The organism is Fibrella rubiginis (assembly GCF_017353185.1).
In the GTDB taxonomy this organism is placed as follows: domain Bacteria; phylum Bacteroidota; class Bacteroidia; order Cytophagales; family Spirosomataceae; genus Fibrella; species Fibrella rubiginis.
Genome location: NZ_JAFMYV010000012.1, coordinates 1 through 25526, shown reverse-complemented (window position 1 = coordinate 25526; position 25526 = coordinate 1). Strand labels below are relative to the sequence as shown.

Sequence of the window (25526 nt, the reverse complement as noted above, 5' to 3'; positions counted from 1 at the left end):
GGGGTTATTTGTCAGAAAATCTGCGGAGATTGCCCTCCAGCAGTTTCAGGGTTTTGTCGCGATAAAGGGCGATTTTTTCGCTATCGGTCTGCTCCTCAAACGGCTTGTTGCTGTAGCGGGTCTTTTGCAACAGACGCGAATTGGCAAACACCAGCGTACGCTTCCGGTCGAATCGATCACGTTTGAACTGCAGAGTCAGTTCAAGTATGGTATCTACCGTTTTGTCGAACACCCACCAGGCTTCGGTCTGACCGTCGAAGTGGCGGATAATTTTGAGTTCGCTGGCCGTGGAATCGACACTATACTGGAATTCTGATTCAGCCTGATTGAGGTTTCGAATCAGAACGGCCTGCGTTTCGGCAGGAGTAACCCGGTAAATCCGAATCAGGTCGGGGATGGTCAGCAGATTGCGCTCGTAGGTGAGCCGAGCGACTTTGGCCAGGGCTGTATCGCGGATCACTTCGATACGGGTGCGGGCTGCTTCGGCCTCGCGCTGGGCAAGCTGCATTTGTGAGAGCCGCCCGTTCAGATCGCTTATCACCTGAATGTACCGGCCGATGGAGTCGTTACGGCTTTCGATGGTTTTCTCCGTTACCACCAGCCGTTCCTCGGCCTGTCGGCTTCGGCGTTCTTCCTGTCGTAGCCGGTTGCGCAGCGCGGTCTGTTGCTGTTGCAACGTGTTAATGCGCTCCCGTTGCGACTCGATAAGTTTGGCATCAGCTTCCGATTGGTCTGGGGTGGGTGATTGAGCAAAAAGGGGTAGGGTAGCCAGTTGCAACAAGATAACTGTCACCCATCTAATTTGCATAAGGTGCATACAAAAAGGATTTATACTTATACAAAAGTAGTAATTTATACGATAGGACAAAGAAAATACGGCTACATCCATCCCCGCAAATATCCGTATAAACACGTAATTCGAGCAATTATCCTGCCAAATTCCGAATGATAAACCGCCCCGGCAAGGCCCTGTCGGCAGACCGTTACAAACGCTTTCCGCCGTACCTTGCGATTTTCCAACGTACCCAACATATGCTTGCCCAGGACATCCCCGTTGCTATTAACCAGATTCACGTTTCGTCCGAAATCGGTACGCTCCGCCGCCTGCTCATTCACAGCCCCGACCGGGGGTTAGGCAAAGTGGTCCCTTCCAAAGCTCAGGACTGGCTCTTCGAAGATATCGTGAACCTCGACATGATGCGGCGTGACGAGTATGATTTCTACGTGAAACTGCTGCTCTATTTTCTTGACCCTGACAAAATAAAGGGACGTGTAGAAGCCCTGGCACCCGGCACCGACAGGGGCTTCTTCAAACCCGACCATGCTGATTATTTTGCTTCTGATAAAGTAGTTGATATTCAGTGCCTTCTGTCTGATATTTTAACCAGCGAAAGCATTCGTACCAAGCTCATTGCCGTTATCTGCGGGATTGAACGAACCTCATTTCAGACCCAGTTCAACATCAATCAGTTTAGCCCTACAGAACTGGCCAAGATCCTGATTTCGGGTTCATTACCCGACAAGACAATGCTGTTTGCCCCCCTGCCTAACTTCATTTTCACGCGAGACATCGGCATTGTCATCAACGACCATATTCTGCTCAACAAACCTGCCAAACAGGCCCGGACCCGCGAGGCGCTGCTGGCCCAGTATATCTTTTTCAACCACCCGATATTTGCTGATTATCGCGACAAAATCATCGAGATTCCCGACAACGAACATAGCTTTCTCCTGCCCGACAGCGAGGTGGCACATGACCTCACCCGCGCCACACTGGAAGGCGGCGACGTGATGATGATTGCGCCCCGGCACCTGATCATTGGCTGTAGCGAACGCACTACACTCTATGCCGCGCAGCAGGTGATGCGGCTGGTATTTGAGAAAGGCGTAGTTGACAAGCTGACGATTGTGAAGATTCCAAAAAAGCGCGATTATATGCACATAGACACAATTTTTACGCAGGTAAAGCGCAATGTCTGGGTGCTGCTGGGCTCATTGGCCCGCACCGGCGATGAGGCAAAAAAGCGTGACGTAATGCATTTTTTCGCGCCCAAAGATTTGTCGGAAGACCTAAAAATCCTTCAGTTCACAAAGGGGCAGGAACAGAAACCTGTCACTATCGACAATCTCGAAGACCTGCTAACTGACATCAGCCAGCATGAATTGGGCGCCACTGAACCTGTGCAGTTTATTTATTCAGGTAACAACGAATTTCCCTTTGGAGCCCGCGAACAGTGGACAGACTCCTGCAACCTCCTGGCCCTGAAAGATGGCGTGGTAGTGGGCTATGACCGCAACGACAAAACGGCGCAGGCTTTCCGCGAAGCCGGTTTTGAGGTCATCACCGCTGCCGCCATTCTGGATCGCTTCGAGCGGGGCGAATCGTGGCCGGACACGGTTGAAAATACCTTCATCATGCTGCCTTCGGCGGAACTGAGCCGGGCAAGAGGCGGTAGTCACTGCATGAGTTTGCCCCTGCTAAGGGATACCGTAAAGTCGTAACGCAGACTTCGGCCTGTGTTACGCCACTCTTTAGTTTTTGTATTTTTAAGCACAAGATTACAACCGATATGCAATCACAAACTACCTCACGCATTCTCATGATTCGGCCCGTGCGGTTTGGGTTCAACGACCAGACCGCCGCTTCGAACGCGTTCCAGGATACCACACTGGCCGGGCAACCGTCTGAACTAGCGCAGGCCGAAGCGCAGCGCGAGTTCGACGAAATGGTACGCCAACTGCGGGCGTCGGGGGTAGATGTCATGGTCTACGATGACACCGCTGATCCGCACACGCCCGACTCTATTTTTCCCAACAACTGGGTGTCGTTTCACTACAGCGGCACGGTGGTACTGTATCCTATGCAGGCCGAAAATCGCCGTCTGGAACGTCGACAGGACATTATTGATGATTTGGCGCAACGCTTTCACGTATCGAAGGTGGTAGACCTGACTCACTTTGAAAATGAGGGAAAATACCTTGAAGGCACGGGCAGCATGGTTCTCGACCGGATGCACCGCATTGCCTTCGCCTGCCTCTCGCCCCGCACTGATATTGACGCACTGGCCGAGTTTCGGCAGCGAACGGGCTACCAGACGGTGGCCTTCCGGGCAGTAGACCAGACCGGCAAGGCGGTGTACCACACCAACGTGCTCATGTCCATCGGCGACACGTTTGTGGTGATCTGCCTGCAGGCTATCACCGACCTCGATGAGCGCCTCATGGTTCGTCAGGCGCTGGAAGGGTTGAACAAACGCATCGTGGAGATCACGCTGGAACAGATGAACGCCTTTGCCGGAAACATGCTGCAGGTGCAGACTACGCGCGGGCAAAAGCTGCTTGTGATGTCAAAACGGGCACTCAACTCACTGACAGAAAAACAGATTGACGTACTCGATGATTACGCTACCTTGCAGGCCTTCGACCTGTCGGCCATTGAAGCGAATGGGGGAGGATCGGCCCGGTGTATGATGGCCGAAGTTCACCTACCGCTTAAGTAGCGTAGTGCAACTACAACGCCAGTCGGCTTGTTAATTGACCATGGAAACTGCCAACCCCCTTGTTTCACCTGCTGCATCTACCTCGCGCTATGGGGCCTGTTTGCTCTTTGCGGCCAATGCACTGGCACGGGCGGTAACGGTCATTGGTGATGCCGAATTTGCCAAGCTGGGGCTGTCTTATTCACACGCGTATTTGCTCAACGAAGTAGCCGAACAGCCGGGGCAAACGCCAACGGCACTCAGCGAAACGCTGTTTTTGTCGCCATCGACGATTACAAGGCTGATTGAAAAGCTGGAAGGAAAGGGGCTGGTGCGCCGACAACCAGAAGGCAAGCGCACACTGGTGTTTGCCACCGACGCCGGGCAGGTGCTGGCACCGGCTGTAGCTACGGCCTGGCAGGAAAACTGGGCTAAATTTGCCAACAGTCTCGGCGAAGAGGAAGCTATTCAGTTAACCAGACAGATTATCGCCGCCGCTGAAAAATTTAGCGCAGCGGAATAGGGAGTTTAAGGTTCAATGGCCAGGGTCTAGGCGACCCCTTCTAAAGTTGGCTATTAAACCTTAAACTTCCTTAGTTCTCCGGATTCTCGATGTGCATATCGGTTACGCGCCAGAAGCTGAGCGTGGAGGTATCTTCGCCTTCATAGAGAGCAAATTCTTCTATACCGGGTGTCAATCGCTCGAAGTAAAGCACAAATTTCACTTTATCATTCGCCTCTACTTTGCGGCTCTCCGGTGAAAGCGGTATGCCTTCAGCCTTTACGAATGCAAACGTACTTTTGCCGTCGGGGGCGAGCAGCTTCGCTTTTGGATCAATGGAGATTTCGGTGCCCGCGTTGTTACCAAACCCTGCCGCCGTGTGGTCGAAGGTGAGGTAAAGCACAGTATACTGCGCTGTGAGCCGCATGTCCGTCACGCGCAACTGCGGGTCGTTGCTGTGGCCAAGCCCACCGATGGGGTCGGGCAGAATACGGCGATTGATGATGTCGTCGGGAACAGCCTGCACGTAATATTCCGAGTCATCGGCGGCGCGGTGGGTATGAACGGGAGCAGTTGGTGCGCAGGCGTTTAGCCACGCACCCACGCCCAGCAACAGCCAGCGCGTTGGACGGAAGGGCCACTGACGAAGCGACCGGTTGGGGTAGTTCAGGCGTGCCATAAAGTGAATATACAACCAAAGCGTTGTTAATTCGTTTTCTACAACAAACGCTCAACCCATGCGCACGCTACTTTTTCTGGCCTTTTTTTGTTTCGCAGGTCTGGCCGCCTGCAAAAAGGACGACACCATTCAGACCCCCTCCGCTGCCCGCGCCGATGTGCTGGTAGCTAATAAATGGCGCATGGAACGCATCACCAGAGCCGATGACGGCACGGTTGTACCCGTAAATCAGCTTGGTGTGTCGGCCCTGGCGCTCAACTTTATCGACATCCAGTTTACCGAGGCTAACATTGCCCGCGCTATCGACCGTAACACCAAGCAGATCATTAACGCGGGTAGCTGGAAACTGACCCAGGACTACCAGGGCCTCGACGTTGACGTGACGGGTTTCAAAGGCATCTTCCCCATCATCGAGTTGAGCCGTACCAAACTGATTCTCCGTCAGAACACCACGATTAATAATGTCAAAACCGACGTTAATCTGGAGTTTGTCCCATCGGTGTAAGAACAAAGTTTACTGTATACCGTTTTCTGTTGCTTAACCCTGGAACAGTCTACGCTAATGAAGTAACGGAAAACGGTAAACTAATAATAGCAAACTACTTCCCGTGCCTGCCAATATCAAAGATTTGTTCGAAGTGTTTCCGCGCATTGGAAAGCTCGATTACATCAGTATCAGACCTGCTCGTAATGAAGCCGTTAGCTCATTGTCGGAAGTAAAGGTTGAGTTGGATGGAGGATTAGCGGGCGACCATTACAGCGGCCAAAATGGCAAGCGTCACGTCACACTGCTCCAGGCCGAACACCTACCCGTCATTGCCTCCTTCATGGGCTGGCCCTCTCTGGACCCGGCCCTTACGCGGCGTAATCTGGTAGTATCGGGCCTGAATCTGCTGGCACTCAAAGGCCAGACAGTTCAGATCGGCGACGAAGTGCAACTGGAATATACCGGCGAATGCTACCCCTGCTCGAAAATGGAAACGGCCTTCGGTGCAGGTGGCTACAACGCCCTGCGCGGCCACGGCGGCATCACCGCACGGGTGATCCGCGGGGGAGTCATTCGCGTAGGTGATGCAGTGAGGGTAGTCTAAGGTTTTACTCTTGGACCTTAAACTGCCTTTGACACTCGCTCCCAGGTCATTTCGGTAAAATCAACGATAGCGTCATTTGTAAATACCTCTAACTCGCTGATGCTGTGAGTAGTAGCCACGCCAATGACGCGTGCACCGGCTGCACGGGCGGCTTGCAAACCTGTCATGGAATCTTCGAAAATGACCGACTCTGCTGCCGACACCCCCAACATTGCCATGGCCTTGAGGTAAATCTCCGGATCAGGTTTGGGTCGGGTAACGAGTTTTTCGTGCAGTAACTCGTCGAAGAGGGAGCGCAATTGCAGGGTGTCTATCACGAAATCAAGGTTTTCGACAGGGGCCGATGTAGCCACAGCGGTCTTGATGCCGTGTGCTTTCAGCATGCTCAAAAACGCGGGTAATCCAGGTACGGGCTTGATATCGGGCGCATAGATTTCGCGGAAAAGGGCTTCTTTTTCGTAGCCCAGCCGGTGTATATCGTCGGGGGGAAGAACTTGTCCGGGAAACAGATGGCCTACAATGGCGTTGTTGTGTTTGCCCGCAATGTGTTCCACAAACTCAGCGTCGGAGAGCGTCCGGCCGTGTTGTTCGTAGTAGGCCCGCCAGGCAATCTGGTGGTGCGCGTTGGTGTCGGCAATGACACCATCCATATCGAAAATAACCGCTTTAAGCATAAGAAAGGGAGTCGATTGCCGATGCAAGCGTGATCACGCAACAACTATCGACTTGTATTAAAATAAATTCACAAACCGGCTCACGATAGCCGAACCGAGCAACATCAGGGCGACGAACAGCAAACCCCACGGCAGTCCGAAGGCATCGGCAATAAACCCGATGAGCGGCGGACCGGCGAGGAAACCCACAAAACTGAATGTAGCGAAGGTAGCCAGCCCCGCGGCGGGGGCAATGCCCGGCACCCGCAACGCTGCCGAATACAGAATGGGTGCGCCCAGTGAACTGCCCGCCCCCAGTAGCGCAAAACCCAGCAGGGCCACTGGTGCGTAGGGAACAACCACCGCCAGCACCAACCCCGATGCGGCAATCAGTCCACCCAGCAACAGCCAGCGTTTGGCCCCGATGCGCGGAATAATGGCGTCGCCAAGAAACCGGCCCAGGGTCATGGTTAGCGAAAAAGCACCAAAGCCCAGTGCCGCCACCTGACTGCTGGTTTTGAGCGTGTCGCGGAGGTAGATACCGCTCCAGTCAAACGCCAGCCCTTCGCCCATAGCCACCGCCAGACCAATAAAAATCATCAGGAGCAGATCGAGGTTTGGCCTCACGAAGGCCGCCGACTTTTCGGGCGGTACCACTTTGATGGATTGCAAAACGGGCCGGACTAAAAATGTGCAGAGCAGCACAAATGCCGATATACTCGCCACGTGCAGGGCAGGGGGGACGTGGTTGGCAATGGCAATGCCCGCGATGACCGAACTGATGATGCCGCCTACGCTCCACATGCCGTGGCACGACGACATGATCACAATGTTGCGAGCCTTTTCTACGTCGGTAGCCAGGGTGTTCATCGCCACGTTGATTAGGGCGCTACACAGGCCCACCACATACAAACCAGCCACGAGGACGTAGACGTTGGGTGCCGTGACAGGTATGAGCAACGCTGCACAAAAGGCTATTGCGGCCCAGAAACAGGCATTTACCTGTCCCATCTTACCCACAAGCCAGCCCGTTAGCGGGTTCATGGTGATCAGGCCGGCGGGGAGTGCAAAGAGCGTCATGCCCAGTTGGGCGTCGGTGAGTTGCAGCGTGTCTTTTACGTGGGGAATGTGTGCTACCCAACTACCGAACAGCATACTTTCAGTGGCAAACACCAACCCCACCGCCCGCGCCTGGGCATCGCCGAAGAACACGGCAAGATGTCGGGTGAGGGAATGAACAGGTTGCAGGGATGTATTCATGGCACAAAGATACGGGCCGACAATTGGCCGAAGTTTGAACCCATTTACCAGTACTAATGCTGTATTGACAACAAATAGGATCAAACAGTGCAGGTTCAGGTAATGAGCGCGTAATTTGAGCAATAGTTAACCGAAAAATGATGCGCTTACAGTTCGAGAAAATAGAGCCGGAGTCGGGCAGTTCGTTTCGGGTGGTGCATCTCACCGACCCGCAGACATGCTGGGTCTACTGGCATTACCATCCTGAATATGAGATTGTGTACATTCCTGAAGGCAGCGGGCGGCGGCACGTAGGGCAAAACATATCGGCCTATGATGGGGGCGAACTGGTGTTTATTGGCCCCAATGTACCGCACCTCAATTTCAGCCATGGTAAAGAAGGTCCCTACGAAGAAGTGGTAGTGCAGATGCGGTCCGATTTTCTGGGTGAGGCCTTTCTGCAAACCCCCGAAATGGCGGCCGTCCAACGCCTGTTTGAGCGGGCCGGACAGGGACTGGCTTTCGGAAAAGCGACGAAGGAAGCTCTGGGGCCACGCTTACTCCAACTTCCGCACCAGACAGGCTTCGACAGGCTATTGAGTTTACTCACTATTTTTCAGTACCTCGCCCTCGCACCTGACGTGCAGCCCCTGCAAGCCGATGGTATCCGGTTCGAGCTAAACCCGAAAGAAGAGGGTCGCATCAACCGGATATACGCCTACGTGGCGGCTCATTATGCGGAAGCCATTGAACTGCCCACCGTGGCTGATTTGGCCAACCTGACGGTACCCGCGTTCTGCCGCTATTTCAAGCGCATGACGCAGCTCACCTTCTCCGATTTTGTGAACGAATACCGAGTGAGTCAGGCCCGCCGCCTGCTCCATACCGATCAGCCCGTTGCCACCATCGGCAGCAGCGTGGGCTATACTAACCTGTCGCATTTTAACAAGACGTTTAAAGCAATAGCCGGTCAGACCCCAACCGCCTACCGGAAAGCACTGGTGGGGTGAAGGCTAAATCAGTGTAGCAATTTTGCCAATTGATCAGGCAGATCAACTACGGAACAGACCGTGACGTTTTGCCGAAGCTGATAGGTTACCGATGAGGGCGTGACGACCAACAAAGGTGGATTGCCAAGATCCTGCAACGCTACAGTAACACCCTTTGACAGCGTTGGCGTGTCGGATAATTTAATCTCAACGGCCAACTGAATTTTTCCCTGACTTTCAACCACAAGATCAAGCTCGGCACCATCGGCTGTGCGGTAGAAAAAAGGCAGTTGATCATAGCGCAACAGCGGAATAATCTGTTCCAGTACATACCCTTCCCACGACCCCCCTACCACGGGATGACCAAACAACGATGATGTATCGTAGAGGCGGAGTAACTGATGCAACAGGCCACTATCGCGCAGGTAAAGTTTAGGTGCTTTGGTCAGTCGTTTGCCAACGTTTGTGTAGTAGGGTTGAAGCCGCCTAACTAAAAATGCCTGTTCCAAAAAACTCAGGTACGAGGTCATGACCGGATTGCGCACTTGCAGCGCATTAGCCAACGCCGACTGATTGAGTAAACCACCCTGCTGATTGGCCAGCAGGGTCAGCAATCGTTGCGATTGGGTAGGGCTGGCCGGCAACCCCAGCTGAGGCAAGTCTCGCTCCACATAATTTCGGATGAAATCTTCGCGCCATATGACCGATATATCAGTGGTGGGAGCCAGCATACTGTTTGGAAAACCGCCCCGAAGCCAGTGAGTCTGGTAATCGGCAACGGGTAATTCACGCAGTAGAAACGGCGTTAGCTCAACGTAAGCAATTCGGCCGGTCAGCGATTCTGAGGTGTTTTTTAGCAAGTCAGGTGAAGCGGACCCCAGCAGTATAAAGCGGCCTGGTAGCCTGTTGCGGTCAATCAGCCCGCGCAAATCAGGAAAGAGGTTAGGCAACCGGTGGATCTCGTCGAGGATAACGGTCTGATTGGCAAACTGCTCCAGAAACAGAACGGGGTCATGCTGAAACTTGGCTAAATCGCTGCTACGCTCTAAATCAAAATAGACAGAAGGCCGTCCAACATTAATCTGAACCAGTTGCGCTAAGGTGGTTTTGCCTGCTTGCCGAGGGCCAAGCAAGGCCACAGCAGGAAAATAAGCCAGCCGTTGCAACAAGTCACTTTGGGCAAGACGTGGGATCATAACCGTAATTATTCCCGCAAATTTATCAGAGAAAAACAAATTTGCGGGAATAATGAATTATTTACGGCCAAAGTCGGCGGGGTTTTCGCCCCATTGAGTGGTTTCCCATTTCAGAATCGCGTTGGCAAACCGGTGGGTATTGAGCCAGGTTTCGGCGCGTTCAATCAACTCAAAAAGCTCGGCGTTGCGGGGCGTAGGGTCTAGCTTGGTATTGGCCTTTTTCTTTTTCACCCAGCTAATAGCCGTGCGCGAGTCAGAGTAGACAGGCAGGTTCGAGTCGCGCTGATGAAGCAGGGCCAGGGCATGAACCACCGCCAGAAACTCACCGATGTTGTTGGTGCCGTCATGGTAGGGGCCGCGGTGAAAAATTTTCTCGCGCGTGGGCAGGTAAATGCCCTGATATTCCATGTCGCCGGTGGCGGTGTTCCAGGCGGCATCTACCACTACGCTATCTTCGATGGGTGGGCGGTGCAGGTCGGTGAGCTTTAGTTGCGGGGCGGTCTTCCCCTTGCTACCCATATACCGCGATGGCTTGTCGGTATAGGCCTTCAGGGCTTCTACTTTGCTATCGAAGGATTTAAAAACGGCCTTGTCGAAGCCCTCCACCTGTTTTTTGCACGTATCCCAGCTATCGAACACGCCCGTTTGCCGCCCGCTCCAGACCACATAATATTTCTGCTTCTTCGCCATATCGAGGGCAAAAATAGTTTTTTGTCTTTTGTTGCGGACTGGCTAGTTGCTGTGGCAGTCGCGCTGGGCCAAGCGACAGCCACAGCAACTAGCTGGGTGAAACACTAAACTCACTTCGTGTACTGGTACGCCCACCAGATCAATAAACCCTGAACGGGCAATCGACCCCACCGAATCCAGGGCGACATAGCCTGAAATTTTTCGCCAATAGCCATGTAATAATTGGCCGGGAAAACGGCGATGAGCAAGGCAATCAGGCCCCACGCCGCCCAAACACGAGTGGCCGGAAACAGCAGACCGATACCCAGCGCCAGTTCGGCCACGCCGCTCCAGAACACCAGTGCTGTATGGGCGGGCAGGTAAGGCGGCATGATGTAGAGGTAAAATTTTGGCCGGACAAAGTGCCAGATGCCCGCCAGCATGTAGAGCGCGGCCATTACGTACATAGAGATTTTCATCGCGGTAAGGTAACGACGAGACTGTTGGTTGCCACTATTGCCACCTGCCTAACGACGGCTTTTTTCTGCGGAAGGTTTTGCCAGTAGTCTGTAAAAAAAGCGATGTTGGGGTTCGATTGAGTAAAAATTTGACAAGCTAGAGCCAAGACCTTCCGGATCATGGTTATCACTGATCTGTGGGTTTCCAAATGAACCGATGCCGTCACGAATGGTCGGTTTTGCCGTAAGGGCCGGTGCTTTGGTTAATAGCCATGCTGGTGTGATCCATGAAATACCTAGTACCAGTACGGTCAGCATAAGTGCTAAGCTAAAACCGTTCTTTTTGTAAGCATCCAGCATTGCTTTGCCCATCAAAACAGCCAATATAGTTAAGCAGGGAATGGACCCTCTGGAGGCAAAGTCACGCCATACACCAAATTCCCAAAAAGGAATGAAAAGCAGTAACCAAAAGCAGATCCAGTAACTGATTTTGTTATCCCGATAAACGGAACGAGACAACAAGGGAATAAGCAAAAAATAAAAACCTGTTTCAACCAGACATGTCAGTAAGTAATTTATGACCAGCTTAAGCTGGTCTGACAATGCCAGTCCAACAAGGCGTTGCCCAATAAATTGGCTAAACAGGCCAGGAAGATGCGCCTTATAAAAAGCCAAATAGGGCGCTCCAAGGACAAATACAGCAACGGCTGTGCCAACCCAATCTAGTTGTAGCCAAGCTTGATTTATAACCGTCGCCCAGGTAGTTCCGTATTTTTGTTGATACAGACTAATCAACACATAAATGCCGTAGAACAACGCCAGTCCGATAAATGGCAACGGTCCGTAGGCAAACAGAATCGCAATAGGAAAAAGAGAAATTGTTTTTTTATTATTCAGTAGCCAGAGCGTAATTAACCAGGTTGGTATGACTTGATTAAAGACGTTGTATAAATCAGTTGTGAATGATGTGTACGAAAAATAAGAATATATTTCGATAGATGCCTTGTAGTTGGCCAATGCGTGGTGAATCAATAAATGACCGATACTGTCAAGGCCACTCCACAACCCGAAAAGTAACGTTACGAAAATAATATGCCTGGCATGTATCAACCTAACAAGCTGAAACAAAATTAGTAAGAGACCTAAATATGACCAGCCTAGCAAGCACAAGTCGCCGATACCGCGGCCAAAGTACGAGCCTACCAGTGCCGCTGGTAGCCAAAAGGTAAAATAATAATTTAATGCTGCTTTATGTCCTGCCAGAAAGCCGATATGATAGCCAGGGGAGAAATTATAGTAAACAGGCCATTTGTAAGTAATCAGGTCAGTGAAGATGGCGTTTCGGCAATGATGATCCCAATCTTGGTTTGCATAACCGCCAATACCTGAAAAATAAACCCAAATAAATAATAGTAGTACGCTAACTACCGTTGGCAAAACCGGTAAAGTAGTCCAAGACGCCTCCTTGTTTATTCGTTTTAAGTAGAAAAAGACACCCAATACCAAACCAATTGTCAATAAGATTGAGTAAACTAGTTGCAGCCAGCCCAGAAAAAAAAGTATGATGGGTAGACACAAATAACCGGCTGTTAACCAGTTCAACAGTTTATTATTCAGGCGCATAAACAGGAGATAAGCAGAAAACGTGAGTATTGACCAACAAGATAAACATACAGGATTACAAACCAACCGTACACAGCAACCTGCCTGCTACATAAGGTCAGTTTAATTATTAACGACCAATCCTGCGCGGTGATGTTGGATACAGCAATACAAGTGTATTCAGTAGGTTAAACCGATGACCTAGCTGGATAGTATTTGTCACGAATATTCAGAAAAAAAGTTTCTATATACGTGGTCATAAATATACCTGTAATTGAACTTATTACTAATGACAAAGTGAAATTAACAATGTTGCTTTCTATATCAAAGCGGTCAATGATGTTATTTATAAATACATGTATGATATATATTGAATAAGAAGAAAATCCGATTTTACTTATTATAGACGAGCCTGTTTTCGTAAAGAGCAAATCTAATTTTTTGTTTATAGTATCGTCTAATAAGAAGTAGGTTAGTAATAAACCAAAAGCAATGTAAAGAAGCGAGAAACCAAAAGTTTTTACAAAATAAGAAAAGACCGGATCGATGAAGGGCGTAAACGATAAACACGCGATAATTATCGGAAAGATGTATGATTTGTAACGAGCGAACAGAGATTCTAGCCAAGTTAGTCTGAACGTATAGAAGTAAGAAATCAGCACGCCCATTAATAACGAATCTATTCTAAGGTGCGTCATCGTAAACGTCCGGGCAATATCAAGATTTGAGGATGCTATTAAGTTGGCCACTAGTCGAAGGCATAAACAGAAGGCTAAAATGATCAGCACACCCGTTTCGAACGACCTAAATCTGAACGGTAAGCGGTTGTCGTTCAATACAATAACCTTTTTAGTCAGGCCGAGCCAGAGTAGTAACGAAAAACCAATATAAAAATGCTCTTCAATGGCTAATGACCAGGTAGACTCGTTGGCATAACCCCACCCATACACATAATTCTGAATAAAAAATAGATCGGGCAGTAACTTGCTTAAGCTTGTATCTTTTTCTACGGGTGCAATCAATAAATAAACCGGATAAAAAAGATAATAGATGGGGTATATTTTAAACCCACGCCTAATCAAAAACCTTGATGGTTTTATATTGCCAAATTTTATGTATTCTTTAAAAAGTAGTCCTGAAACTAAAAAACCACTAAGTACAAAAAATAAATCAACTCCGATCCAGCCGAATCGGGATGTGTATTCAACTAATTCCTGATGTCTTAGCAACACAAGTAGAATAGCTATGCCTCTGAGAAAATCTAATTGTTTAAGCCTGTTAACGCGTTGATTCATTCGGTACTGATCTAATTAGAGAGCACTAAAAAACAAATATATACCTTTTGCCGGTCTTCAGTTAGCCTTATGCCTGGTAAATGAGATCAAGGCTGTAAGCGCCAGAAAGAAGCCATGGCACATGCTATGGTTGCCAGTTCAAAGCTCGACTTTCTGGGCCTCAACCGCTTCGCCCCAGAACAGGCTGGCCTGGCGGCTAAAATCATGGGCCGAATCGGTCGTCAGAAAACGGCGATGCCCTTGTGTATTAATCGGCATTGGTGCTGGCGAAAGTGCAAATTCGGGGTGACGAGCCAGATACTGGACCAGGCTGGCGGCCACAATCGGCCCCTGGCTGAGCAATGTGATCCCCGTAGGCAACACCGCCCGTATTTTGTTGGTCAGCAGCGGATAGTGCGTACAGGCCAGCAGCAGCGTATCGATGAGCGGGTCGCGGGAGAGCAGCCGGTCAATGTGTTGCTTCACAAAATAATCGGCTCCGGCAAAACGATGTTCACCGTTTTCAATCAGCGGCACCCACATGGGGCAGGCCTCCTGGGTGACCGTTAATTCGGGGAAGAAATTGCCGATTTCCACCAGGTACGACTCCGACGTGACGGTGCCTTTGGTAGCCAGTACACCTACGTGCCCCGACGCCGAATACTGCCCGATTACCTCTGCCGTGGGCCGAATCACGCCCAGCACCCGCCGTGTAGGTCCCGAATCAGGCGTTGGTCCGGGATAGAGCCGGGGCAGGTCGAGTTGCTGAATATTGCGCAGAGCCTTGGCTGAGGCCGTATTGCAGGCCAGTACTACTAACTCGCAGCCTTGCGAGAACAGGTATTGCACACATTCAAGCGTGTAATCATACACGGTTTCGAACGAGCGGGTACCGTAGGGCGTACGGGCGTTGTCGCCGAGGTAAATGTAGTCGTACTGTGGCAGTGCCAGCACGATTTCGCGCATCACGGTCAGCCCGCCGTAGCCCGAATCAAAGATGCCAATGGGGGAAGGAGTGTCCAAAGTTTAAAGTCTAAAGTTCAACGTTGCGCTACTATAGTACGACAAGGTCGTTAGAGCGAAGCAACATTAGACTTTGAACGTTAAACGTTGAACTTTCTACACATGCGTTCACAGGAATGGTTTGGCCGCACCGGCAAAGATGGCTTCATATACCGGGCCTGGATGAAAAATCAGGGTTTCCCCCACCACGAATTTGAGGGCAAACCCGTCATTGGCATCTGTAACACCTGGTCGGAACTGACACCCTGCAACGCGCACTTCCGCGAGCTGGCCGAGGCCGTGAAGCGCGGCGTTTGGGAGGCGGGCGGCTTTCCGCTCGAATTTCCGGTGATGTCGCTGGGCGAATGCCAGATCAAACCCACGGCCATGCTGTTTCGGAATCTGGCCAGTATGGACGTGGAAGAAAGCATCCGGGGCAATTCCATCGACGGGGTGATCCTGCTCTGCGGCTGCGACAAAACCACGCCCTCGCTCGTGATGGGGGCTTGCTCGGTCGATATTCCCACGATGGTAGTATCGGGCGGACCCATGTTGGCGGGGCGTTTTCAGGGGCGTAAAATTGGCACGTCGGACCTCTGGCGGTTTGCCGAAGACTTCAAAATGGGCCGCATGACCCAGGCCGAATTTACCGCCGCCGAAGCCGCCATGGCCCGCAGTCAGGGACATTGCGCCGTGATGGGCACGGCCAGCACGATGGCCGCGATGGTGGAAAGTCTGGGCCTCGCCCTGCCCGACAACGCCACAATTCCCGCCGCCGATTCACGCCGAAAAGTACTGGCCCACATGACGGGCGTGCGGGCGGTAGAACTGGTGCGGGAAGGCATCACACCCTCGAAGATTCTGACCCGACAGGCGTTTGAAAATGCTATCATGGTTAATGCCGCTTTGGGTGGCTCAACCAATTTTATCCTGCACCTGATTGCCATTGCCGGACGCATCGGGGTGGATTTGTCGCTCGATGATTTTGATGCCTTGTCCGACAAGATTCCGCTGCTGGCTAACCTGCAACCGTCTGGTGAGCATTTCGTGGAAGATTTATTCTACGCTGGTGGCCTGCCCGCTATCATCCGCGAACTATTGCCGCACCTAAATGGTAACACCTTGACGGTCAACGGAAAAACGCTGGCCGACAACTGCGCCGAGGCTCAGAATTATGATCCGGCGGTGATTGCGTCGTTGGACAAACCGTTTAAACCGGAGTCGGGTATTGCCGTGCTGCGGGGAAATCTCTGTCCCGACGGGGCGGTGCTCAAACCCTCGGCTGCCACGCCCGCGCTGATGCAGCATACGGGCCGGGCGGTGGTGTTCGAGAATATAGACGATTACAAAGCCCGCATCGACGACCCCGACCTCGACGTGGATGCCGACTGTGTGCTGGTGCTGAAAAACGTGGGGCCGCGCGGCTACCCCGGCATGCCCGAAGTAGGCAACATGACCCTGCCCGCTAAAGTGCTGGCGCAGGGTGTTCACGACATGGTCCGCATCTCCGACGGGCGCATGAGTGGCACCGGCTTCGGCACCGTCGTCCTGCACGTCTCGCCCGAATCGGCGGTGGGGGGAAACCTCGCCTTCGTACAAAACGGCGACCTCATCACCCTCGACGTACCGAACCGTAGCCTACACCTGCACGTGTCGGACGAAGAACTGGCCGGGCGGCTGGTGCATTTCAAACCCCTCGATTTGGGCTATGACCGGGGCTACGTGAACCTATTCATCCGCCACGTTACGCAAGCCCACGAAGGCGTCGATTTCGATTTCTTAAAGGGGGGGTCAGGGAGTGTAGTCAAGCGCGATTCGCACTAGGTTATTCTTTAAATCTAATGAATTTACGGCTGTTGGTGTGGGTCTGGGTAAGCGGTGGGAGGGTGGCTCTTTGGCTTTCAGACTACATTTGTCTATGACCTTTCATAACCAAACCGCCATCATTACCGGGGCCGGGCAGGGCATTGGCTTTGCCATGGCAAGCGAATTGGCCCGGCAGGGGGCCAACGTGTTGCTCAATGACTTCGATCCAGAACTGGCCCGGCAGGCCGCAGCGGCCATTCAGCAGGCGGGCGGGCGGTGTGCGGCCCTACCCGGCGATGCATCAGACGTGACGTTTATTCGGCAGATGGTGGCTACGGCGGTGGACCTGTTCGGGCGGCTCGATATGGCCATTGCTAACGCGGGCATCACTGTCTTCGGCGACGTGTTTACCACCACGCCCGAAGCGTTTCAGACCATCGTGGATCTGAATTTGCGGGGCAGCTTTTTTCTGGTGCAGGCGGCGGCCACGCAGATGCGGGCGCAGCCACGGTCGTTGGTGGGCAATGAACAGGGCATCGCCGGGCGAATTTTACTTATGTCGTCGGTAGTGGGGCAGTTGGGGCATCCGGGCTTGCCCGTCTATAGCATGACCAAAGCAGGGTTGCAGATGCTGGCCCGGCAGTCGGTGATCGACCTATCGCCAGCGGGCATCACCATCAACGCCGTGGCCCCCGGCGCTACCCTCACCGAACGTACCACCGACGATCCCGATTATATTCCGATCTGGTCGCGGATTACGCCGATGGGTCGCCCCGCTACGGTGGCCGATATCACCGCCGCCGCACTCTTTCTGCTCTCGCCGCAGGCCAGCCACATCACCGGCCAAACCCTCACCATCGACGGCGGATGGACCAGCGTGGGGGTGCCACCGGAATGAATTGGGATTGGGGATTGGGGATTTCGGATTGTTGCTGACGCGTCAGCTACGCCAGAGCAAGCTGACGCGTCAGCAACAATCCGAAATCCCCAATCCCCAATCCCAAATCCTTATGCTAGCGTCACGTTCACGGCGTGTTGAACGGGGAGGCCCTGCTTGTTCATTTGCTCGATGAAGGGGTCTGGGTCGAGTTCTTCGCAGTTCCAGACGCCGGGTTTCAACCACGTTCCATTTACTAAAAGCATGGCCCCAATCATGGCGGGTACGCCGGTGGTGTAGCTCACGGCCTGTCCGCGTACCTCTTTGTAGGTCTCGGCGTGGTCGCAGTTATTCCAGATAAAATAGGTCTTCTCCTCGCCGTCTTTGATACCCCGAATCTGGCAGCCAATGCTGGTCTGGCCCGTATAGTTTTCGCCCAAGCTGTCGGGAGCGGGGAGTACGGCTTTCAGAAATTCGAGCGGAATAATGTCCATGCCGTTGAATTTGACGGGGTCGATGCGGGTCATACCCACGTTCTGGAGCACCTCCAGGTGTGTCAGATACGCCTGTCCGAAGGTCATCCAGAACCGCGCCCGTTTCAGCGTAGGGAAGTTTTTTACCAGCGATTCCAGTTCTTCGTGATACAATACGTACGACTCTTTAGGGCCAATGCCGGGGTATTCGATGGCTTTGTGGATGCTCATGGCCGGAATCTCGATCCACTCGCCGTTTTCCCAGTAACGGCCCGGCTGTGTGATCTCGCGGATATTGATCTCGGGGTTGAAGTTGGTGGCGAAGGCCTTGCCGTGGTTGCCCGCGTTGCAGTCGATGATGTCGAGGTAGTGCATCTCATCGAACTGATGTTTGGCGGCGTATGCCGTAAACACCTGCGTGGCACCGGGGTCGAACCCGCAGCCGAGCAGAGCCATGATACCGGCTTCCTCAAAACGCTGTTTGTAGGCCCATTGCCAGCTGTACTCAAATTTGGCTACATCTTTCGGCTCATAATTGGCCGTGTCCATGTAGTGTGTTTTGGTGGCCAAGCAAGCATCCATGATCGGAAGGTCCTGATAGGGCAGGGCTACGTTAATGACCAGGAAAGGCTTAACCCGTCCAATTAATGCTACCATATCGGCCACTACATCGGCATCGACCTGGGCGGTTTCTATTTCAACGCCATGCATCTGGGCTACTTCGGCGGCAATTTTATCACACTTAGCAAGGGTTCGGCTGGCAAGAGTGATGCGCGTGAAAACGCTGGCGTTAAGGGCACATTTATGCGCCACGACACTGCCCACTCCACCGGCTCCAATAATCAGCACATTGGCCATAATTAGGTTGACTGGTTGGTTTCAAAATGATGGCCGCAAAGATACGAAGCAAGCGAATGTGGCATGGCTTGGGTTCAGAATAGGACCTTGTCGCTTTCTAATTGACTGGAAAACAGCTTGTAGGGATTTTTATTGAACGGTTACAGCCAATTTTGTTATACTTTCTTTTATGTAAGTAGCTGACCGTCAACTCATTTTAACATACCGTTGACTATATATATCTACGTTTGTCACATGAATTTGTACTAATATAAATGAATTTTTCACGTTACCAGTTGGTAACAATAAGCTAATTCTACAGCTTTGCAGGAGAAGCGTATCAATTAGTCCAGTAACCCTTTTAAAACATGACAGTAATATGAAAATTGTAAAACGTAGAAACCGGGCAATGACCATGGAGCGCATCCTACGCGCTATGGGCGACGTGATGGCCGAGAAAGGTACCAAGAAAGCGGGTATCAATGCGGTCGCCGAGAAGGCAGGTGTAAATAAGGTGTTGATCTACCGTTACTTTGGTGGTTGGAATGGGTTACTGGAAGCCTATGTGCAACGAGGCTTTTTCCTGTCGATGTTTAATGAACGGTTCCTGGACACGGTTCCCTCAAATCCGGGACCCGAAGAGCGGAGCAAAGTTTGGTCGGAATACGTAATCAAGCTGGCCCGCGAATTCCGGGATCGTAAATCGTCGCAGGAACTGATTCGTTGGGAGATGCAAAACGGCGAAACGGAGTTAGCCCGTCGTCTGTCGGCATTCCGTAACGAATCATACAAGAAGATTATCGATAAGCTGGCTCCCTTCCCTAGTTATGATCCAACAGCCCTCACGGCGGTGGTACTTGGTGGCGTAACCTACCTAACGTTGATTAGCGATAATCGGAATAAAATTGTGGATATTGACGTGAGTACCCCCGAAGGTTGGGAGCGCATCGAAACCGCTATTCGACGTATTTTCAGTAGCCTCAATACTGCATTAAGTGCCCAAGAGACGATGGCCAAGTAGTAAAGCAGCCGTCCTACACAAACAGAAAATTTAATGAACAATGTACAATGATTGGCTCTTAGTCATGCTCGGTTAGCCATCATTGTACATTGTTCATTGTACATTGTTCATTCTCTTTAATTCATCAACGCCTCAATCTCATCGGGGTCAAGGGGGATGTCCTTCATCAAATCGAGGTTGCCGGTTTCGGTGATCAGAATGTTGTTTTCGAGCCGAATACCCAGTCCTTCTTCGGGAATGTAGATGCCCGGCTCACAGGTAAACACCATGCCCGGCTCAAACCGGCGGTATTTGTTGCCCACATCGTGCACATCGAGGCCCAGAAAATGGGATGTGCCATGCATGAAGTATTTCTTGTAGAGCGGTGCGTCAGGATCCTGTTTCGCCACTGCCTCACGATCCAGCAGGCCCAGCCCAATTAGCTCCGATTCCATGATCCTGCCCACTTCACGGTGGTATTCGTCCCAGACGTTGCCCGTGACGAGCAGGGCGGTGGCTTCTTTCATCACGCGCAGAACTGCATCATACACGGCCCGTTGCCGGGGGGTAAACCGACCGCTAACGGGAATAGAGCGGGTCATGTCGGCGTTGTAATTGGCATATTCAGCCCCCAAATCCAGCAGAATCACATCGCCCGCCTGGCACTGCGCCGAATTGTCGATGTAGTGCAGAATGCAGGCGTTCTTCCCCGACGCAATGATGGGCGTGTAGGCCGCCCGCCGCGACCGGTTGCGGATGAATTCGTGCATCATTTCGGCCTCGATTTCATATTCCCATACACCCGGTTTCACAAACCCCAGCAGCCGCCGGAACATGCCGTTGGTGATGTCAATGGCGCGTTGGAGTAGCGCTACTTCCTGTGGCAACTTAATGGCCCGCAACTGATGCATAAGTGGGGCCAGCCGCCCCAACCTGTGCAGGGGATACAGCCGCCTGATCTCATCAATAAACCGGTCTTCGCGGGTTTGCACCCCACCGCTGAAACGGGTATGTTCATTAGTATTCAGGTAGATAGCGTCGGCTTCAAACACCATCTGGGTAAAAATGGTCTCAAACTGATGCGTCCAGTACATCTGTTTGGCGGGAATACCCGATGTGGTTTCGGCTTCGGTTTTGGTCAGCTTATGACCTTCCCAGACGGCAATCAAGTCCGACGTTTCGCGCAGGAACAGCACCTGCCTGAACTTCGGGTCGGGATGGTCGGGGAAGAGCACCAGCCGGGTTTCTTCCTGGTCAACCCCCGTGAGGTAGAACAGATCCGTATTTTGGACAAACGGCAGGGTGCCGTCGGCGTTGGTGGGCAGGACGTCATTGGCGTTGAGTACGACCAGCGATTTGGGTGGTAGTAACTGGGTAAGCCGCTCCCGATTTTGCACAAACAGGGCGTTGTCGATGGGCAAATAGCGCATGTAGAAATAGATTTACGAATTACGAGGTACGATTTACGATTTTTGCTGGCGCAAGCCCGCTTTCGCATCAGCAAAAATCGTGACCGGGGCGGACGGCTCGTACCTCATATTTCGTAAATCTATTTCTACATGCGCTATTTATCCAGTCTGGTTCTGGTGAAACTACTGCTGGCGGCTTCCGGGTCATTGCTGGCACAGCCACTTGCGTTGCCATCGGTAGCTAAATACTGGATCTATCTCGCCGACAAAGACCCGTTGGTGGCTCCGTCCCTTTCCCCTCAGGCATTGGCAAATCGGCAGGCCCGGCATCTGCCTGTCGATGAGACAGACAAACCCGTTTCGGCGGCGTACATAGCGCAGCTGCGGGCGCTGGGCATTGCGCCGACAGGGCAGTCGCGGTGGTTCAATGCGGTGTCGGCTCCGCTCACGGCGGCGCAGCGGCAGCAGGTGGCCCGGTTACCGTTTGTGCGTGATGTGCAGGCACTCAATCCGGGGCTAATCATTACCAGCATTCCCCACGCCAGTGCGCCAAAGCTGGCGGCTGTGATGACGCAGATGCAGGCCGATTCGTTTGCGGCGGCGGGTCTGACGGGTCGTTTCGTGCAGATCGGCGTAATCGACGCGGGCTTTTTTGGGGCCGATTCTATGTCGTGGCTAAAGCCTATTGCCCAGCGCGGCGGGTTTCGGCAAATCCGCGATTTTGTCAACCGGGCCGGTACGCATAACGATCTGATTCACACCCGCGAAACCCGCTCCGACGACCACGGCACGGAGGTACTGGGGGCCATTGGCGGCTATGATCCCGTGGGTGGTCTGCAACTTGGCCTGGGCTACGATGCCAGCTTCTACCTGGCCCGTACCGATGCCGGTAACCGCGAATTCCGGGGTGAAGAAGATAACTGGGTGCAGGCTATCGAGTGGATGGACAGCCTCGGTGTGCGGCTCATCAACACGTCGCTGGGTTATGCCAAGGGCTTTACCAATCCCCGCGAAAACTACGCCCCCGCCCAGATGGATGGCCACACCAGCCTCATCAGCCGCGCTGCCCAAATGGCCGTCGATAAGAAAGGGATGCTCGTGATTGTGTCGGCGGGCAACGAGGGCGACGACCACACCTGGCGCGTGATCAGCACCCCCGCCGACGCCGAGGGTGTGCTGGCTGTGGGGGCCACCAACAACCGCCTCTGGAACCGCATTGGCTACAGTAGCATTGGTCCCGAAGCGCTGCCGTACCTGAAGCCCAACATCTCGTGCTTTTCATTGTATGGAACCTCGCTGGCGGCCCCGGCCATTACGGGTTTTGCGGCCTGTCTGATGCAGGCTAACCCCAAACTGACCAACAAACAACTGCGCGACATTATTCAGCAATCGGCTCATCTGTATCCATACGGCAACAATTATGTAGGCTATGGTGTGCCGCAGGCTTCACGGGCGTTGCTGCTGTTACGTGGTCAGCCTTTGCCCAATACTACCCGACTGGTGAAAGCAACGGGCAAACAGATTGACGTGGACCTATCCGCCAGCGTGGAACAAACAGTTTCGGTTTTTCGGAAGAAAAGTGCCCGGCATGTGCTCCGGCAGGAAGCCCTGCGTGCCAACAAGGGTAAGCTTGTGCTGCGGCGGCTAACGGGCGAAACCCATACGACCGTCGACATGAAAGACGCGGTGATTGAAGTAGTCTGGGAGTAGACTAGTTGTAGATGCCCTCGAAAAAGGCCGTTCGGGTGCGGGTACCTTCATAGTGAAAGAAAATTTCGCCGGGTAGTCCCGCCGCCCGGTTGGCGTTGATCTGCTGGCGCAGCAGGGTGTCGGGGGCCACGTAGCTACCAACTTTCAGCAACATACCCGGCACAACGAGTGCCTTTTGCGCGGGCGACACCTGCGTGTTTACAATCTTGTTTAACTCGTTCTGGTAGGCCGTCAAATCGCGGCGGTAGATCTGAGGGGCCACCATATCGACCGAGCCGTTTTTAACCCAGCTGGGCCAGTCCTGCAAATAATTGGCGAGGCTGAATGGATAGACGCTGGGGGCCATCGACACCTGGCAAGCTGGTTTGGTGCGTTTGACGAGGGCCGTAAGCCGACGCAGAAAATCGGTTAGCTGATTTGCCCGCCACGCCACCCAGGCGGTGTCCTGCGCATTGGTCGGCACATTGTTGCCCGTTTCCTGCGTGTAGCGGTTTTTGGTCTCCACATCGTAGCCTCCCTCGGTAGGCATGGCGGGCAGGCGGTCGTCGCCCTGAATACCATCTACATCATACTTACTGACCACCTCGGTGATCATATCGAGCATGAACGATTGAACGGCCGGGTTGAGTGCGTTCATCCAGCGGAAGCCGTTTTTGGTGGTCACCGACCCATCGGCAGAGCGGGCGGCCCAGTCTGGTTTTTGGGTCAGTATGTGGGCGTTAATACCACTGTAGTCGGCCGCAAAACCAAATTCAAACCAGGCATATACCTTGATGTTCCGTTTGTGCGCTTCCTCAATAACTTCTTGTAGCGGATCACGCCCGGCAAAACGTGGGTCAATGAGTTTGCCAAACGTACGCTGCATAACCGCGCTGGGATATTGCGTGAAACCACCCGTCCAGGTGACCACAAACAGGTGGTTGATGCCGTGACGGGCGCAGTCGTCGACCATGCGGCGGATATTATCGCGGGAGAAAAGTGCGTCTGAATCGCTGGCGGGAAGCCATACGCCGCGGATAGGAGTGGGGTTGGCGGGCGGCGTGAGTTGGCTGGCAGTGGTCGCGTTTTTACAGCCGAGGGTGGGTACTGCCAGCAAACAAGCTGCGAACAGAAGGGTGTTAATGGTCATAATCAATCATGATGTTGAGCACCTAAAGATGCACCCGGCTTCTTGGAACGCCCCATATTTCCTGTACTTTCGGGCCTTATTCACCGTAATTCGTTGACTAGTATGCGCTACCGTTTATTGATTTTTTGCCTGCTAACAGGTTCACTTTGTAGCTGTGTAGACCCATTTCCGCGCACTGGTGGCTCTTCGGGTGGCGGTAGCACCGGCGATGGTCGGGGTAATTACCCCAACGGCGACGACACCTACGGACAACCCACCTCGACCGGACCGTCGCAATCAGCCGAGAAGGGTGTTAGGGTTGATGACATTCAACTCACCCGCGACTATACCATACTTTACCTGACGTATACGGATACCAATAAGCCTCAGTTTGATCAAAATCGGAGGCAGATTCCCACGGGGGTTATGGCGTTTCAGCCTCAGGGGCGGCTCGTGGCAGCTAATGGCGCCCGAATTTTTAAGTTCGTAAAAGCCGACAACATTCCTATCGAACCCAAACGGCAGTCTACGTATGGCGGGCAGTCTTACTCGTTTACTGTCTATTTCGAGCGGCTTGACAAAGGCCTGGAAAACTTCGATCTCTTTGAATGCAATGACTACGACCACCTTATCTGCTGGAACATTTATAATCTGTATGTGCGAAATCCGGCCAGCCCGGTAGTCAATCAGCCGTTGCCCCCGGCCCCGACGCCAACGAACCCCAGCAGGTTGCCCGGCGAAACGCCAATACCTGCCCCAGCTCCCAAGCCCGTTGAATCACCCGCTGTGCAGACGGTCATGATATCGGGGGTGGTGAGCAACTCGCTAACCAACAAGCCCATCACGGCCACGATAGATTACCAGTTGTCGAATAAATCGACGCCGGTAGATTCGGTGCAAAGCTTTGCCTCTGACGGGTCGTACCGGATGCAGTTGTTGCGGAATCAGGTGTACACCTATGTGGCTTCGGCGAAGGGTTATTTGCCTGCCAGCGGCACCATTGATCTGATGAAAGCGTCTAACAATCAGAAGATTACGCGAAATATTCAGCTGAAGCCTCTGGCGGTGGGTACCAAAATTACGTTGCAGAACATCTACTTCGCCATGTCGAAATCAGACCTGCTGCCGGCGTCTTTTGCCGAACTCGACCGGCTGGTGACGCTAATGAATGACAACCCGCAGGCCCGCATCCGGCTGGAAGGACATACCGACATCATCGGCGATAAAGAGGCTAACCTGCAACTCTCGCGCGACCGGGTGCTGGCCTGCCAGCGCTACCTCGTCGGCAAGCGCATCGACGTAGACCGGATCGAAACCGTTGGCTATGGCGACACCCGCCCGATCTTGACCAAAGGCACCGACGAAGAACGCAAAGTAAACCGACGGGTGGAGTTTGTGATCCTTTCTTTGTGATGGAGTAGGATTAATGTACAATGCAGAATGTACAATGAACAATGGCTTCGCGAACGTACC

The 25526-nt window shown here is 52.8% G+C and carries 24 protein-coding genes; 11 read left to right on the top strand and 13 right to left on the bottom strand.

The window, feature by feature from the left end; genetic code table 11:
* Positions 1 to 4 precede the first annotated feature (4 nt).
* The gene (locus J2I47_RS20920; protein WP_207366566.1) at positions 5 to 808 is read right to left on the bottom strand and encodes a hypothetical protein; all 804 of its coding nucleotides are present in this window, start codon (positions 806 to 808) and stop codon (positions 5 to 7) included.
* Between the two features lie 224 nt (positions 809 to 1032).
* Here J2I47_RS20920 and J2I47_RS20915 point away from each other — a divergent pair, with 224 nt between their 5' ends.
* From J2I47_RS20915 to J2I47_RS20905, 3 genes are all read left to right on the top strand, one after another.
* Positions 1033 to 2502, top strand: a complete 1470-nt coding sequence (locus tag J2I47_RS20915) for an arginine deiminase family protein (protein WP_207366565.1) — start codon at positions 1033 to 1035, stop codon at positions 2500 to 2502.
* 68 nt (positions 2503 to 2570) lie between these two features.
* On the top strand, positions 2571 to 3500 hold the full coding sequence (ctlX, locus tag J2I47_RS20910) for a citrulline utilization hydrolase CtlX (protein ID WP_207366564.1): 930 nt from the start codon (positions 2571 to 2573) through the stop codon (positions 3498 to 3500).
* A 40-nt stretch (positions 3501 to 3540) separates the two neighbouring features.
* Positions 3541 to 4002: a MarR family winged helix-turn-helix transcriptional regulator gene (locus J2I47_RS20905; protein WP_207366563.1), complete on the top strand. Its 462-nt coding sequence runs from the start codon at positions 3541 to 3543 to the stop codon at positions 4000 to 4002.
* A gap of 70 nt (positions 4003 to 4072) precedes the next feature.
* On the opposite strand, the gene J2I47_RS20900 is transcribed toward J2I47_RS20905, so the two are convergent.
* Entirely contained in the window at positions 4073 to 4660 is a 588-nt protein-coding gene (locus J2I47_RS20900) for a hypothetical protein (RefSeq protein ID WP_207366562.1), read from the bottom strand.
* Between the two features lie 58 nt (positions 4661 to 4718).
* Between J2I47_RS20900 and J2I47_RS20895 the strand changes: the two genes are divergently transcribed.
* Complete coding sequence (locus J2I47_RS20895; RefSeq protein WP_207366561.1) at positions 4719 to 5165, top strand: hypothetical protein; 447 nt, start codon at positions 4719 to 4721, stop codon at positions 5163 to 5165.
* 103 nt (positions 5166 to 5268) lie between these two features.
* Positions 5269 to 5751 (top strand): MOSC domain-containing protein, encoded by a 483-nt coding sequence (locus J2I47_RS20890; RefSeq protein WP_207366560.1) that lies wholly within the window; start codon positions 5269 to 5271, stop codon positions 5749 to 5751.
* 17 nt (positions 5752 to 5768) lie between these two features.
* Here J2I47_RS20890 and J2I47_RS20885 read toward each other — a convergent pair whose 3' ends face one another.
* Both J2I47_RS20885 and J2I47_RS20880 read right to left on the bottom strand, forming a co-directional pair.
* Positions 5769 to 6425: an HAD family hydrolase gene (locus J2I47_RS20885; RefSeq protein WP_207366559.1), complete on the bottom strand. Its 657-nt coding sequence runs from the start codon at positions 6423 to 6425 to the stop codon at positions 5769 to 5771.
* A 57-nt stretch (positions 6426 to 6482) separates the two neighbouring features.
* Positions 6483 to 7664, bottom strand: a complete 1182-nt coding sequence (locus J2I47_RS20880; RefSeq protein ID WP_207366558.1) for an MFS transporter — start codon at positions 7662 to 7664, stop codon at positions 6483 to 6485.
* Between the two features lie 137 nt (positions 7665 to 7801).
* On the opposite strand from J2I47_RS20880, the gene J2I47_RS20875 reads away from it, so the two are divergent.
* Complete coding sequence (locus J2I47_RS20875) at positions 7802 to 8653, top strand: AraC family transcriptional regulator (RefSeq protein WP_310587701.1); 852 nt, start codon at positions 7802 to 7804, stop codon at positions 8651 to 8653.
* Positions 8654 to 8661: 8 nt separating this feature from the next.
* Here J2I47_RS20875 and J2I47_RS20870 read toward each other — a convergent pair whose 3' ends face one another.
* From J2I47_RS20870 to murI, 6 genes are all read right to left on the bottom strand, one after another.
* Complete coding sequence (locus J2I47_RS20870; RefSeq protein WP_207366557.1) at positions 8662 to 9828, bottom strand: ATP-binding protein; 1167 nt, start codon at positions 9826 to 9828, stop codon at positions 8662 to 8664.
* Positions 9829 to 9885: 57 nt separating this feature from the next.
* Positions 9886 to 10518: a ribonuclease H1 domain-containing protein gene (locus tag J2I47_RS20865; RefSeq protein WP_207366556.1), complete on the bottom strand. Its 633-nt coding sequence runs from the start codon at positions 10516 to 10518 to the stop codon at positions 9886 to 9888.
* A gap of 110 nt (positions 10519 to 10628) precedes the next feature.
* Positions 10629 to 10976, bottom strand: coding sequence for a DoxX family protein (locus J2I47_RS20860; RefSeq protein ID WP_207366555.1), 348 nt, complete (start codon positions 10974 to 10976; stop codon positions 10629 to 10631).
* A 48-nt stretch (positions 10977 to 11024) separates the two neighbouring features.
* The gene (locus J2I47_RS20855) at positions 11025 to 12578 is read right to left on the bottom strand and encodes a hypothetical protein (RefSeq protein ID WP_207366554.1); all 1554 of its coding nucleotides are present in this window, start codon (positions 12576 to 12578) and stop codon (positions 11025 to 11027) included.
* Between the two features lie 167 nt (positions 12579 to 12745).
* The gene (locus J2I47_RS20850; RefSeq protein WP_207366553.1) at positions 12746 to 13852 is read right to left on the bottom strand and encodes an acyltransferase family protein; all 1107 of its coding nucleotides are present in this window, start codon (positions 13850 to 13852) and stop codon (positions 12746 to 12748) included.
* 138 nt (positions 13853 to 13990) lie between these two features.
* Positions 13991 to 14854 (bottom strand): glutamate racemase, encoded by an 864-nt coding sequence (gene murI, locus J2I47_RS20845; RefSeq protein ID WP_207366552.1) that lies wholly within the window; start codon positions 14852 to 14854, stop codon positions 13991 to 13993.
* 102 nt (positions 14855 to 14956) lie between these two features.
* On the opposite strand from murI, the gene J2I47_RS20840 reads away from it, so the two are divergent.
* Both J2I47_RS20840 and J2I47_RS20835 read left to right on the top strand, forming a co-directional pair.
* Entirely contained in the window at positions 14957 to 16657 is a 1701-nt protein-coding gene (locus tag J2I47_RS20840) for an IlvD/Edd family dehydratase (protein WP_207366551.1), read from the top strand.
* A 94-nt stretch (positions 16658 to 16751) separates the two neighbouring features.
* Entirely contained in the window at positions 16752 to 17537 is a 786-nt protein-coding gene (locus J2I47_RS20835; RefSeq protein ID WP_207366550.1) for an SDR family NAD(P)-dependent oxidoreductase, read from the top strand.
* Between the two features lie 110 nt (positions 17538 to 17647).
* Here J2I47_RS20835 and J2I47_RS20830 read toward each other — a convergent pair whose 3' ends face one another.
* Positions 17648 to 18847 carry a saccharopine dehydrogenase family protein gene (locus J2I47_RS20830; RefSeq protein ID WP_207366549.1) on the bottom strand — a complete coding sequence of 400 codons (1200 nt, stop codon included), beginning with the start codon at positions 18845 to 18847 and terminating at the stop codon, positions 17648 to 17650.
* A 358-nt stretch (positions 18848 to 19205) separates the two neighbouring features.
* Between J2I47_RS20830 and J2I47_RS20825 the strand changes: the two genes are divergently transcribed.
* Positions 19206 to 19847 carry a TetR/AcrR family transcriptional regulator gene (locus tag J2I47_RS20825; protein ID WP_229374839.1) on the top strand — a complete coding sequence of 214 codons (642 nt, stop codon included), beginning with the start codon at positions 19206 to 19208 and terminating at the stop codon, positions 19845 to 19847.
* 116 nt (positions 19848 to 19963) lie between these two features.
* On the opposite strand, the gene J2I47_RS20820 is transcribed toward J2I47_RS20825, so the two are convergent.
* Positions 19964 to 21256, bottom strand: coding sequence for an aminopeptidase P N-terminal domain-containing protein (locus tag J2I47_RS20820; protein WP_207366548.1), 1293 nt, complete (start codon positions 21254 to 21256; stop codon positions 19964 to 19966).
* Positions 21257 to 21385: 129 nt separating this feature from the next.
* Between J2I47_RS20820 and J2I47_RS20815 the strand changes: the two genes are divergently transcribed.
* Positions 21386 to 22945, top strand: a complete 1560-nt coding sequence (locus J2I47_RS20815; RefSeq protein WP_207366547.1) for a S8 family serine peptidase — start codon at positions 21386 to 21388, stop codon at positions 22943 to 22945.
* 1 nt (position 22946) lies between these two features.
* Here J2I47_RS20815 and J2I47_RS20810 read toward each other — a convergent pair whose 3' ends face one another.
* A complete protein-coding gene (locus tag J2I47_RS20810; RefSeq protein WP_207366546.1) occupies positions 22947 to 24074 on the bottom strand; it encodes a glycoside hydrolase family 10-like protein in 1128 nt (375 codons plus the stop codon).
* Positions 24075 to 24176: 102 nt separating this feature from the next.
* On the opposite strand from J2I47_RS20810, the gene J2I47_RS20805 reads away from it, so the two are divergent.
* Entirely contained in the window at positions 24177 to 25466 is a 1290-nt protein-coding gene (locus J2I47_RS20805; RefSeq protein WP_207366545.1) for an OmpA family protein, read from the top strand.
* Positions 25467 to 25526 lie beyond the last annotated feature (60 nt).

What these genes read in the sequence shown, in the direction of transcription:
- J2I47_RS20920 (WP_207366566.1), bottom strand. Translation starts at nt 808, where the DNA reads ATGCAAATTAGATGGGTGACAGTTATCTTGTTGCAACTGGCTACCCTA.
- J2I47_RS20915 (WP_207366565.1), top strand. Translation starts at nt 1,033, where the DNA reads ATGCTTGCCCAGGACATCCCCGTTGCTATTAACCAGATTCACGTTTCG.
- ctlX (WP_207366564.1), top strand. Translation starts at nt 2,571, where the DNA reads ATGCAATCACAAACTACCTCACGCATTCTCATGATTCGGCCCGTGCGG.
- J2I47_RS20905 (WP_207366563.1), top strand. Translation starts at nt 3,541, where the DNA reads ATGGAAACTGCCAACCCCCTTGTTTCACCTGCTGCATCTACCTCGCGC.
- J2I47_RS20900 (WP_207366562.1), bottom strand. Translation starts at nt 4,660, where the DNA reads ATGGCACGCCTGAACTACCCCAACCGGTCGCTTCGTCAGTGGCCCTTC.
- J2I47_RS20895 (WP_207366561.1), top strand. Translation starts at nt 4,719, where the DNA reads ATGCGCACGCTACTTTTTCTGGCCTTTTTTTGTTTCGCAGGTCTGGCC.
- J2I47_RS20885 (WP_207366559.1), bottom strand. Translation starts at nt 6,425, where the DNA reads ATGCTTAAAGCGGTTATTTTCGATATGGATGGTGTCATTGCCGACACC.
- J2I47_RS20880 (WP_207366558.1), bottom strand. Translation starts at nt 7,664, where the DNA reads ATGAATACATCCCTGCAACCTGTTCATTCCCTCACCCGACATCTTGCC.
- J2I47_RS20875 (WP_310587701.1), top strand. Translation starts at nt 7,802, where the DNA reads ATGATGCGCTTACAGTTCGAGAAAATAGAGCCGGAGTCGGGCAGTTCG.
- J2I47_RS20870 (WP_207366557.1), bottom strand. Translation starts at nt 9,828, where the DNA reads ATGATCCCACGTCTTGCCCAAAGTGACTTGTTGCAACGGCTGGCTTAT.
- J2I47_RS20865 (WP_207366556.1), bottom strand. Translation starts at nt 10,518, where the DNA reads ATGGCGAAGAAGCAGAAATATTATGTGGTCTGGAGCGGGCGGCAAACG.
- J2I47_RS20860 (WP_207366555.1), bottom strand. Translation starts at nt 10,976, where the DNA reads ATGAAAATCTCTATGTACGTAATGGCCGCGCTCTACATGCTGGCGGGC.
- J2I47_RS20855 (WP_207366554.1), bottom strand. Translation starts at nt 12,578, where the DNA reads ATGCGCCTGAATAATAAACTGTTGAACTGGTTAACAGCCGGTTATTTG.
- J2I47_RS20850 (WP_207366553.1), bottom strand. Translation starts at nt 13,852, where the DNA reads ATGAATCAACGCGTTAACAGGCTTAAACAATTAGATTTTCTCAGAGGC.
- J2I47_RS20840 (WP_207366551.1), top strand. Translation starts at nt 14,957, where the DNA reads ATGCGTTCACAGGAATGGTTTGGCCGCACCGGCAAAGATGGCTTCATA.
- J2I47_RS20835 (WP_207366550.1), top strand. Translation starts at nt 16,752, where the DNA reads ATGACCTTTCATAACCAAACCGCCATCATTACCGGGGCCGGGCAGGGC.
- J2I47_RS20830 (WP_207366549.1), bottom strand. Translation starts at nt 18,847, where the DNA reads ATGGCCAATGTGCTGATTATTGGAGCCGGTGGAGTGGGCAGTGTCGTG.
- J2I47_RS20825 (WP_229374839.1), top strand. Translation starts at nt 19,206, where the DNA reads ATGAAAATTGTAAAACGTAGAAACCGGGCAATGACCATGGAGCGCATC.
- J2I47_RS20820 (WP_207366548.1), bottom strand. Translation starts at nt 21,256, where the DNA reads ATGCGCTATTTGCCCATCGACAACGCCCTGTTTGTGCAAAATCGGGAG.
- J2I47_RS20815 (WP_207366547.1), top strand. Translation starts at nt 21,386, where the DNA reads ATGCGCTATTTATCCAGTCTGGTTCTGGTGAAACTACTGCTGGCGGCT.
- J2I47_RS20810 (WP_207366546.1), bottom strand. Translation starts at nt 24,074, where the DNA reads ATGACCATTAACACCCTTCTGTTCGCAGCTTGTTTGCTGGCAGTACCC.
- J2I47_RS20805 (WP_207366545.1), top strand. Translation starts at nt 24,177, where the DNA reads ATGCGCTACCGTTTATTGATTTTTTGCCTGCTAACAGGTTCACTTTGT.